Source organism: Variovorax sp. CCNWLW235 (assembly GCF_037204085.1).
In the GTDB taxonomy this organism is placed as follows: Bacteria; Pseudomonadota; Gammaproteobacteria; order Burkholderiales; family Burkholderiaceae_C; genus Variovorax.
Genome location: NZ_JBBCBW010000019.1, coordinates 102,696 through 113,436 on the forward strand (window position 1 = coordinate 102,696; position 10,741 = coordinate 113,436).

Sequence of the window (10,741 nt, forward strand, 5' to 3'; positions counted from 1 at the left end):
CAGCCGCCGACTATGCCGTAACGGGGAGCTTCACCGCGTCGGGATTTTCACGGACGTAATCACGAATAACTACTTCGAAATCGGCGTCCGCCGAAAGCCCCAGGCGCTTGGCGCGGGCGGTTTCGATGCGTCCGGGCCAGGTTTTCACGATGCGCTGGATGGCCGGATCGGGTGTTCGGTCGAGCAGGGCGGTGGCGGCCTTGCCGGCCACGCGTTCGAGCGCCGCCGCCATTTCACCCACCGTGGTGGAAAGCGAGGGCAGGTTCAGCGCAGTGCGCGGGCCCCATTCGGCATCGCTTGCCTCCGCGGCGCGAATGATGCCTTCGACGGTGCGGGCCGGCGATGCAATGGCCACGGGTGTTTCGTCGGGCACCGGGCAAGCGGCGCGAATGCCTGCGAGCGGCTCGCGGATCATGCCGCTGAAGAAGCCCGATGCCGCGCCGTTCGGCTTGCCCGGGCGCACGCTCACGGTCATCAGGCGCACGCTGCGCCCGCGGATGAAGCCCTTGCGCGTGTAGTCGGCCACCAGCTGCTCGCCGATGAATTTCTGGATGCCGTAGCTGGTCTGCGGTGTGGGCAGTGTGTGGTCTTCAATCACTGGCGGCAGCGGCTGCTCGGGCGAATCGCCGAACACTGCGAGCGAACTGGCAAACACCACCAGTGGCCGGGTGCCCACGGCGCGCGCTTTTTCGAGCAAGGCATGCGTCGCGGCAAAGTTGCTGCGCATGCCCAGGTCGAAATCGGCCTCGCATTCGCCGCTGACCGCGGCGGCCAGGTGAAAGATGGCGTCGGCTTCGCGCCAGAGCGCTTCTTCCGGCGAAGCCAGTTGCTCGTTCAGGTCGCCAAGCGCGGCGGCAATGCGAGGGTCGGCCGCAAGGTCGGCTGGCGGTGCGACGCGGTCGACCAGGGTGATGCGGGAAATGTCGCGCGCCGGGGCGCCGGCAAGCGAGAGCTGCCCCTGCTTCAGCAGCGTGCGGGCAAGGCGGGCGCCAACGAAGCCGGCGCCGCCGGTAATGACGATCTGCATGGTTGTCTTGTCTCCTTCGCAATGAGCATAGCGCAGCGGAGCACCCGCTACAGGCACACTCGCGGCTCGCGCAAACAAGAAACCGGACGACCGGAAAACGATGAACCTGCGATTCGTTGAAGCCTTTCACTGGGCCGTGGCGCTCAAGAGCGTGACCCGTGCGGCCGAGAAGCTGCACCTCACCCAATCGGCGCTCTCCAGCCGCATTGCGGCGCTCGAGCGCGAGCTGGGCGTGCTGCTGCTCGACCGGCGCGACAAGCAGTTCCGCCTCACGGTGGCGGGGCAGCGCTTTCACGCCTTCGCGCAGAAGCTGCTCGAGATGCAGATGCACATCAAGGCCGAGATGGGCTCGGGCGCCGTGCGCGAAGCCGTGCTGCGCGTGGGCGCCATCGAGTCGGTGGTGCACAGCTGGCTCACCGGCTGGCTCAAGCACATGCAGGCGACGCATCCGGACTTCGAACTGGAGCTCACCGTCGAAACCACGCCGGTGCTGGTCGACCAGTTGCAGCGCGGCAAGCAGGACCTGGTGTTTGCCGCGCTGCCCGCCGCCGGCGACGGCGTGCGAACCCGCGCCGTGCCGCCCATGCCCATGTGCTTTGTCGGCCACCGCGAGCTGCACCTGAAGCGCCGCTACCGATTGCCGGACCTGCTGTCGCTCGATCTGCTGACCTTTCAGCGCGGCTCGCAACCGCACGTGGCGCTGCTCGAGTTGTTCCGCGATGCCGGCAGCCCGCCGCCGCGCGTGCATGCAATCTCGTCGATCTCGGCGATGGCGCAGCTGGTGGAGGCGGGCTTCGGCGTGGCCACGTTGCCGCGCGCGGTGGTCGAGCCGCTGGCCCGTCGCCTGCCGCTGCGCGTGCTGCCCTGCGACGACACGCTGGAGCCGCTGCCCATCTACGCGAGCTACCGCGACGATCCCTCTTCGCCGCTGCCGGAGGCCGCGCTCGGCTCAGCCGTGGTGCATGCATCGCACCGCTTGGGGTCATCGAAAAAATCGATGAGCTGAGCGAGAAACTTTGCGTTGGCGTTTGTGAGCGCGGATTCCCACAATCCGTCGCACCACACCAAAGCGATGCATCGGGCATCGAGAACGCCAAATGTCGAACCGCCAATCCTTCGTAGAGCAACCCGGCGCAGCGAGCAGTGCGCTGGCCGTGCGCCAGGCCTGCCGCAGCGGCGCACTGGCCGCCCACACCAGCGGGCTGGCCAGCGCCCATGTGCAGGGCAACCTGGTCGTCCTGCCCAAGGCGCACGCTGCCGACTTCCTGCGCTTTTGCCAAGCCAACCCGAAGCCGTGCCCGTTGCTCGGCGTGTCGGAAGCCGGTGACCCGGCGTTGCCCGCCCTCGGCGAGGACATCGACATTCGCACCGACCTGCCGCGCTATCGCGTGTGGCAGGACGGCGTGCTGGTGGACGAACCCACCGACGTGCGAGCCCTGTGGACCGACGACATGGTGAGCTTTGTCATCGGTTGCTCCTTCACCTTCGAGCACGCGCTGATGGCCGAAGGCATTGTGCTGCGCCATGTGGAGCAAGGCCGCAACGTGGCGATGTACCGCACGTCGGTGGCGACCACGCCGGCAGGCCTTTTCCATGGACCGATGGTGGTGTCGATGCGTCCGCTGCGCGCGGCCGATGCGATTCGCGCAGTGCAGATCACCTCGCGCTTTCCGGCCGTGCACGGCGCGCCGGTCCACATCGGCGATCCGGCGCTGATCGGCATCCGGTCGATTGCCGATCCCGACTACGGCGATGCAGTCGAGGTCATGCCGGACGAACTCCCGGTGTTCTGGGCCTGCGGCGTCACGCCCCAAGCCGCGCTGGCCGCCGCCAGGCTGCCGTTCGCCATCACGCATGCGCCGGGCTCGATGCTCGTGACCGACCTGCTGCATCACCGCTTGGCTGCGTTCTAGCGGCCCGCGCCGGAACCGACCCGAGACCCTTGCCTTCATCAACGACCGACTCGTCAGCTTCTGAACAGGTGCTTCCAATGAAAAACTTCGTGTTCTGCCTCTCCGCCGCCTTCTCCACTGTCTTCTTCGCCGGCGCCGCCTCGGCCCAGACCAAGTGGGACCTGCCCACCGGCTACGGAGCCAACAGTTTCCAGACCCGGAACGTGCAGCAGTTTGCCAGCGACGTGGAAAAGCTCACGGACGGCAAGCTCAAGATCACGCTGCATCCGGGCGGCTCGCTCTACAAGGCCAACGAGATCAAGCGCGCGGTGCAGAGCGGCCAGGTGCAGGCGGCCGAATTCATTCTCTCCAGCGCGGCAAACGAGAATCCGCTGTTCGGCGCCGATTCCATTCCCTTCCTGGCCACCAGCTACCCCGCCGCCAGGCGGCTGTATGAGGCAGCAAAGCCGGCGCAAGACAAGCTCCTGGCGTCCCAGGGCATCAAGGTGCTGTTCTCGGTGCCGTGGCCGGGCCAGTCGCTCTATTCCATCAAGCCGGTCAACACGCCGGCCGATCTGGTGGGCACCAAGATGCGCGCCTACAACCCGGCCACGGCACGCATTGCGCAACTGCTCAAGGCGCAGCCGGTAACCATCCAGCTGGCCGAACTGGGCCAGGCTCTCGCGACCGGCGGCGTGCAGAACTTTCTCACCTCCAGTGCCAGCGGTGTGGAGAGCAAGCTGCATGAGCAGGTGAAGTATTTCTACCCGGTCAGCGCCTGGTTGCCGCGCAACGCGACGGTGGTTAGCCAGAAGGCATTCGACGCGCTCGACAAGCCCACGCAGGAGGCGGTGCTCAAAGCCGCTGCTGCCGCCGAAGTGCGGGGCTGGGCCACCAGCGAAAAGGCGGATGCCGAGTACATCAAGGAACTGGGCGCCAAGGGCATGACGATTGCCGCACCGTCGGACAGCGTCAAAGCCGCGCTGACCGCCATCGGCGAGACCATGACCGCCGAATGGCTCAAGACCGCCGGCGCCGAAGGCCAGGCCGTGATCGACGCCTACCGCAAGCCCTGACGTCGTTCTTCGCGGCGTGACGGCCGAGGCTGTTTCCGCACTCCCGCCGCTTTCTTCCTTTCTTTGTGATCCCGAACCAGGAGCGTACGGTGGACAAGCTCGTTCTGAATTTCTACAAACTGCTGATGGCGCTGGCCTGCGTGGCCATGTTGGCCGCTTTCGGCACCGTGCTGCTCGGCGTGGTGGCCCGCGAGGCGCAGTGGGACATTCCTGGCCTGGATGCCTATGCCGGCTACGCCATTGCCGCTGCCTTGTTCCTCGCGCTGCCGGCCACGCTCAGGCATGGGGATCACATCCGGGTAACGCTGCTGCTGGACCGCATGCCGGCAAAGCTGCGCGGCATTCTCGAATGGTGGTGCCTGGCCTCCGCTTTCTTGCTGGCTGTGTACATCGCCTGGTATGCGGGCCGGCTGGTCTGGGTGTCGTACGCAACCCATGACATCTCGCCCTCGGCCGACGCTTCGCCCCTATGGATTCCGCAGATCAGCATGGCGCTGGGCTGCATCGGTTTTGCACTGTCGTTCGGCCATGCGCTGCTCGCGCGCTGGCGCGGCGGCAGCTTCATCGCGGCCAGCGACGAAACGGCTCACGTCGAATAACCAAGAACTTCAGAGACAAAAATGGACCTTGTCATTGCATTTGCCCTGATCGTGCTGCTGTTTGCGGTGCTGGGCTCGGGCCTTTGGATCGGCCTGTCGCTGCTCGCGGTGGCGTTGATCGGCATGGAGGTGTTCACCCAGCGGCCGGTCGGCGACAGCATGATGCTCACCATCTGGGGCTCCACGTCCAGCTGGACGCTCACCGCCTTGCCGCTTTTCCTGTGGATGGGCGAGATCCTGTTTCGCAGCAAGCTCTCGGACGACATGTTCAAGGGCCTCGCCCCCTGGCTGGACCGCTTGCCGGGCCGGCTGCTGCACACCAACGTGGTCGGCTGCACCATCTTTGCTGCGATCTCGGGCTCCAGCGCGGCCACCTGCGCCACGATCGGCAAGATCACGCTCCCCGAGCTCAAGAAGCGCGGCTACCCCGACGATATCGCGGTCGGCACCTTGGCCGGCGCGGGCACGCTGGGCCTGCTCATTCCGCCGTCCATCATCATGATCGTCTACGGCGTCGCGGCCAACGTGTCGATCGCCAAGCTGTTCCTGGCCGGTGTCATTCCCGGTCTGCTGCTGGCCGCGCTGTTCATGGGCTACATCGTCGTGTGGGCGCTGTTCAACAAGGACAAGGTCCCCGCCGCCGATGCGGCCATGACGTTCGGCGAGAAGCTGTATGCCTCGCGGCACTTGATTCCGGTGGTGTCGCTGATCGCGCTGGTTCTCGGCGGCATCTACAGCGGCATTGCCACCGCCACCGAGGCAGCCGCGCTCGGAGTGGGCGGCGCGTTGATCCTGGCGAAGATCGAAGGATCGCTCGATTGGGCGCGCTTCAAGGAAGGGCTGGTCGCCGCCTGCCGCGTCTACTGCATGATCGGCCTGATCCTGGCGGGTGCGGCCTTCCTCACGCTGGCCATGGGCTTCATCGGCCTGCCGCGGCACCTGGCGGAGTTCATCGGCGCGCTGCACCTGGCGCCGTTCAACCTGATGCTGCTGCTGATCGTTTTCTTCATCATCCTGGGCTGCTTTCTCGACGGCATCTCGATGGTGGTGCTGACCATTGCGGTGCTGCTGCCCACGGTGGAGGCCGCCGGCTTCGACCTGATCTGGTTCGGCATCTTTATCGTGTTGGTGGTCGAAATGGCGCAGATCACGCCGCCAGTGGGCTTCAACCTGTTCGTGCTGCAGGGCCTCACCCGGCGGGACGTGACCTGGATCGCACGCACCGCAATGCCGCTGTTCTTCCTGATGATCGCAGCCGTGATGACGACCTATTTCTTTCCGGATGTGGTGCTGTGGCTGCCGCGCCGGATGCAGGGCTGAGGCCGGATACGAGCACGCATCGCGCAGGAGATCCTCATGAAACCGTTATTGATCGCCCTCCTGTTCGCAGCGACGGTGACGCATGCCCAGACGCGCTGGCAACTGGCCACCGGCTACCGCGCCGAGTCCTTCCATACGCAGAACATCGTGTGGTTCGCCGGAGAGGTGGAGCGGACCACCGCGGGTGCGCTGCGCATCGAGGTGCGGCCGAACAACACGCTGTTCAAGCTGGGCGACATCCACCATGCGGTGCAGACGGCCCAGGTGCAGGCGGGCGAGGCCATCATGAGCAGCCTGGTCGAGGCGATTCCGATTGCCGGTGCCGACGCCATTCCGTTCGTGGTGGCCAACCATGCCGATGCGAAGAGGCTGTGGGAGCTGCAGCGACCGCTGATCGACAAGCACTTTGCCGCACGAGGCCTGAAGGCCTTGTACGCCGTGCCCTGGCCGCCGCAGGGCCTTTACACGGCTGCGCCGGTGCGATCGGCGGCCGATTTCAAGGGCACGCGCATGCGCACCTACAACCAGGCCACCGTGCGCATTGCCGAGATGCTGGGCGCCACGCCCGTGGACGTGCCGATGGTGGACGTCAAAAGGGCGTTGGCCAGCGGCCAACTGGACAGCATGATCACCTCGGCCGTGACCGGTGTGGAGAACCAGGTCTGGAGCCAGTTCCGGCATTACTACGAGATCAACGCATGGTTTCCGAAGAACATCGTGTTCGTCAACCTGCAGGCGTTCGATGCACTGCAGCCCGCCGTCAGGCAGGCGGTGTTGAGCGCCGCCGGCGAAGCCGAGTTGCGTGGCTGGGCCATGAGCCAGGACGAGGCCGCCGGCTCCACTCGCAAGCTCAAGGCCGAAGGCATGCAGGTGGACCGCATCTCGGCAGGATTCGACGCCGAGCTCAAGCGATTGGGCGAGCGCTTCTCCCGCGAATGGGTGCGCTCGGTCGGCAATGAAGCCAATCACATCTTTGTGCCGTACTACTTCCAACGTTAGCTGCCATCCCATGCACTGTCCCGCCGGTTCGGACAAGGCGGGATTCATTCAAGACCACAAGCTGAAACACCTATGCAAGACAACATCTCTCCCCCGCGCTGGCAGTTCTGGATCGACCGCGGCGGCACATTCACCGACCTGGTCGGCCGCGACCCCGAGGGCGGCCTGCACACACTCAAGCTGCTGTCCGAGAACCCCGAGCAATACAAGGACGCCGCCGTCGAAGGCATCCGCCGGCTGCTGAAGCTCAAGCCTGGCGAGGCCGTTACCCCGGAGCGCGTCGAGTGCGTGAAGATGGGCACGACGGTGGCGACCAATGCGCTGCTGGAGCGCAAGGGTGAGCCCACAGTGCTGGTCACCACGCAAGGCTTTCGCGATGCGCTGCGCATCGCCACGCAGGCAAGGCCCCGCCTGTTCGACCGCCGCATCGTGCTGCCGGAGCAGCTGTACGAGCGAGTGATCGAGGCCGGCGAGCGCATGGATGCGCAAGGCGCCACCGTGCAGCCGCTCGATGAAGGCGCGCTGCGCTCATCGCTGAAAGAGGCCTTCGATGCCGGGCTGCGCGCCTGCGCCATCGTCTTCATGCATGGCTGGCGCTACACCGCACACGAACTTGCGGCCGAGCGCATCGCCAGGGCCATCGGCTTCACGCAGGTGTCGGTGTCGCACAAGACCAGCCCGCTCATGAAGCTGGTGCCGCGCGGCGACACCACGGTGGTCGATGCCTACCTGAGCCCGATTCTCCGGCGCTACGTGGAGCAGGTGTCGCGGCAGATGCCGGGCGTGCCGCTGTTCTTCATGCAGAGCTCGGGCGGGCTCACGCAGGCCGATCGCTTCCAGGGCAAGGACGCGATTCTTTCGGGCCCCGCGGGCGGCATCGTCGGCATGGTGCGCACCGCGCTCGATGCCGGCCATGCGCGCGTGATCGGCTTCGACATGGGCGGCACCTCCACTGACGTGTCGCACTATGCCGGCGAGTTCGAGCGTTCGTTCGAAACCCAAGTGGCCGGCGTGCGCATGCGCGCGCCAATGATGAGCATTCACACCGTGGCAGCGGGCGGCGGCTCGGTCATTGCCTTCGACGGCGCGCGGCTGCGCGTGGGCCCGGAGTCGGCGGGCGCCAATCCGGGGCCGGCCAGCTACCGGCGCGGCGGGCCGCTCACCACCACCGACGCGAACGTGCTGCTCGGCAAGATCCAGCCCACCCACTTTCCGCACGTGTTCGGCCCGAATGCCGACGAGCCGCTCGACCTTGCTGCGGCGCGCAGAGGCTTCGACGCCATGGCGCACCGCATGTCGGAAGCGACGGGCCGTACCGTGAATGCCGAAGAAGTGGCGAGCGGCGCGCTACGCATCGCCGTGGCAAGCATGGCCAATGCCATCAAGCGCATTTCGGTGGCGCGCGGCTACGACGTCACGCAGTACACGCTGCAGTGCTTCGGCGGAGCGGGCGGCCAGCATGCCTGCCTGGTGGCCGATGCGCTGGGCATGCGCAGCGTCTACCTGCATCCGCTGGCGGGCGTGCTCTCGGCTTTTGGCATGGGGCTGGCCGACCAGCTGACCATGCGCGAGCTGGCGCTGGAGCGCCGGCTCGATGCGCAGGGGCTGGCGGCGGCGCGCGATGCCGCCGGCGCGCTCGCGGACCAGGCAAAAGCAGAACTGCGCGAGCAGGGCGTGGCTGATGCGGCCATCGGCGCGGTGCACCGCGTGCAGCTTCGCTACGAAGGCACCGACACCGCGCTGGCCTGTGCGCTGCCCATGGCGGGTTCAGCCGAAGAGTCCATCGCCGCGATGCGCGAGGAGTTCGAGGCCGGCTATCGCCGCCGCTTCGCCTTCCTGATGGCAGAACGGGCACTCGTCATCGAGGCAGTGACGGTCGAAGCCGTGGGCGCCGGCGAACGCCGCGCACCGCCGGCCACCCCGGCCGATGCAGCGTCATACGCACCCGAGCCGCTGGCAGCCGTCCGCATGTACTGCGAGGCCGACGAAAAAGCCGCCGGCTGGCGCGAAGCCTCGCTGTTCGACGAGGCGGCCCTTCAGCCCGGCGCGTCCATCGACGGCCCCGCCATTCTCGCGGGCCGGAACGCCACCACGGTGATCGAGCCCGGCTGGCAGGCGCGCGCCACCGCCGCCGGCATCGAGCTGCACCGCGTGCGGCCCCGCATGGCCACCCAGGCCATGGGCACCAGCGCCGACCCGGTGATGCTCGAGGTGTTCAACAACCTCTTCATGAACATTGCCGAGCAGATGGGCCTGCGGCTGCAGAACACCGCCTATTCGGTCAACATCAAGGAGCGGCTCGACTTTTCTTGCGCGCTGTTCGACGTGCAGGGCAACTTGATCGCCAATGCGCCGCACATGCCGGTGCACCTGGGCTCGATGAGCGAATCGATCAAGACCGTGATCGACGGCAACCCCGGCATGAAGCCCGGCGACGTCTTCGTGCTGAACGATCCGTACCACGGCGGCACGCACCTGCCCGACATCACGGTGGTCACGCCCGTGTACCTGGCGTCAGCCGATGCGCGGCCTTCGTTCTACGTCGCCTCGCGCGGCCACCATGCCGACGTGGGCGGCATCACGCCGGGGTCGATGCCGCCGTTCTCCAGGAGCATCGGCGACGAGGGGGTGCTGATCGACAACTTCAAGCTGGTGGAAGGCGGCCGCCTGCGCGAGGCCGAGCTTCGCGCGCTGCTGGGAAGCGGGCCTCATCCGTCGCGCAACATCGAGCAGAACCTGGCCGACCTGCGCGCGCAGATCGCTGCCAACGAGAAGGGCGTGCAAGAGCTGCAGGCCATGGTGGCGCAGTTCGGCCGCGAGACCGTCGCCGCCTACATGGGCCATGTGCAGGACAACGCAGAAGAATCGGTGCGGCGCGTGATCACGGCACTGAAGAACGGCGAGTTCACGCTGCCGCTGGACAACGGCGCGCAGATTTGCGTGCGCGTCACGGTCGATGCGATCAAGCGCTCGGCCAAGGTCGAATTCACCGGCACCAGTGCGCAACTGCCCAACAACTTCAACGCCCCGCGCGCCATCACCATGGCGGCCGTGCTCTACGTGTTCCGCACGCTGGTCGACGATGACATTCCGCTCAACGCCGGCTGCCTGAAGCCCATCGAAGTGATCGTGCCAAGCGGCTGCATGCTCAACCCACTGCCGCCGGCCGCGGTGGTGGCGGGCAATGTCGAAACATCGAGCTGCGTGACCAACGCGCTCTACGGTGCGCTCGGCGTCATGGCCGCAAGCCAGTGCACCATGAACAACTTCACCTTCGGCGACGGCGAGCACCAGTACTACGAAACCATTTCGGGCGGCTCTGGCGCCGGCCCCGGCTTCGACGGCACGAGCGTGGTGCAGACCCACATGACCAACTCGCGGCTCACCGACCCAGAGGTGCTGGAGTTCCGCTACCCGGTGCGGCTCGACAGCTATCGCCTGCGCGCCGGCTCAGGCGGGGCAGGGCGCTGGCGCGGCGGCGAGGGCGGCGTGCGGCGCGTGCGCTTCCTGGCGCCGATGACGGCATCGATCCTCAGCAATGGCCGGCTCTACGGAGCGTTCGGTGGCGCAGGTGGCGAGCCAGGTGCAGTCGGTATCAACCGCGTGGAGCGGGCCGATGGCACTGTCGAGCGGCTGGACCACATCGGGCAGGTGCAGATGGCACCAGGGGACGTGTTCGTGATCGAGACGCCTGGCGGGGGCGGGTGGGGCGAAGGTCAGCGCTGAATTGCGCGTGTTCGCGGGCGGGGGGGCGCCCCCGCCGACGGGGTACCTTTCTCCGCGAATGTCCCCCGGCCTGCGGCCTCCTCCTTTATTTCGCTGCGCAAG

The 10,741-nt window shown here is 66.8% G+C and carries 8 protein-coding genes; 7 read left to right on the forward strand and 1 reads right to left on the reverse strand.

Going from position 1 to position 10,741, the window contains the following annotated elements:
- Nucleotides 1-10 precede the first annotated feature (10 nt).
- A complete protein-coding gene (gene denD, locus V9L21_RS19865; RefSeq protein ID WP_337314656.1) occupies nt 11-1,027 on the reverse strand; it encodes a D-erythronate dehydrogenase in 1,017 nt (338 codons plus the stop codon).
- Nucleotides 1,028-1,127: 100 nt separating this feature from the next.
- Here denD and V9L21_RS19870 point away from each other — a divergent pair, with 100 nt between their 5' ends.
- The 7 genes from V9L21_RS19870 (at nt 1,128) to V9L21_RS19900 (ending at nt 10,639) form a co-directional block, all read left to right on the forward strand.
- On the forward strand, nt 1,128-2,033 hold the full coding sequence (locus V9L21_RS19870) for a LysR family transcriptional regulator (RefSeq protein WP_337314657.1): 906 nt from the start codon (nt 1,128-1,130) through the stop codon (nt 2,031-2,033).
- 91 nt (nt 2,034-2,124) lie between these two features.
- Entirely contained in the window at nt 2,125-2,940 is an 816-nt protein-coding gene (locus V9L21_RS19875; RefSeq protein ID WP_337314658.1) for a putative hydro-lyase, read from the forward strand.
- 77 nt (nt 2,941-3,017) lie between these two features.
- Complete coding sequence (locus V9L21_RS19880) at nt 3,018-3,995, forward strand: TRAP transporter substrate-binding protein (RefSeq protein ID WP_337314659.1); 978 nt, start codon at nt 3,018-3,020, stop codon at nt 3,993-3,995.
- An 89-nt stretch (nt 3,996-4,084) separates the two neighbouring features.
- Nucleotides 4,085-4,594, forward strand: coding sequence for a TRAP transporter small permease (locus V9L21_RS19885; RefSeq protein ID WP_337314660.1), 510 nt, complete (start codon nt 4,085-4,087; stop codon nt 4,592-4,594).
- Between the two features lie 21 nt (nt 4,595-4,615).
- Nucleotides 4,616-5,914 carry a TRAP transporter large permease gene (locus V9L21_RS19890; protein WP_337314661.1) on the forward strand — a complete coding sequence of 433 codons (1,299 nt, stop codon included), beginning with the start codon at nt 4,616-4,618 and terminating at the stop codon, nt 5,912-5,914.
- A gap of 36 nt (nt 5,915-5,950) precedes the next feature.
- Nucleotides 5,951-6,913 (forward strand): TRAP transporter substrate-binding protein, encoded by a 963-nt coding sequence (locus V9L21_RS19895; RefSeq protein ID WP_337314662.1) that lies wholly within the window; start codon nt 5,951-5,953, stop codon nt 6,911-6,913.
- Nucleotides 6,914-6,985: 72 nt separating this feature from the next.
- A complete protein-coding gene (locus V9L21_RS19900; RefSeq protein ID WP_337314663.1) occupies nt 6,986-10,639 on the forward strand; it encodes a hydantoinase B/oxoprolinase family protein in 3,654 nt (1,217 codons plus the stop codon).
- Nucleotides 10,640-10,741 lie beyond the last annotated feature (102 nt).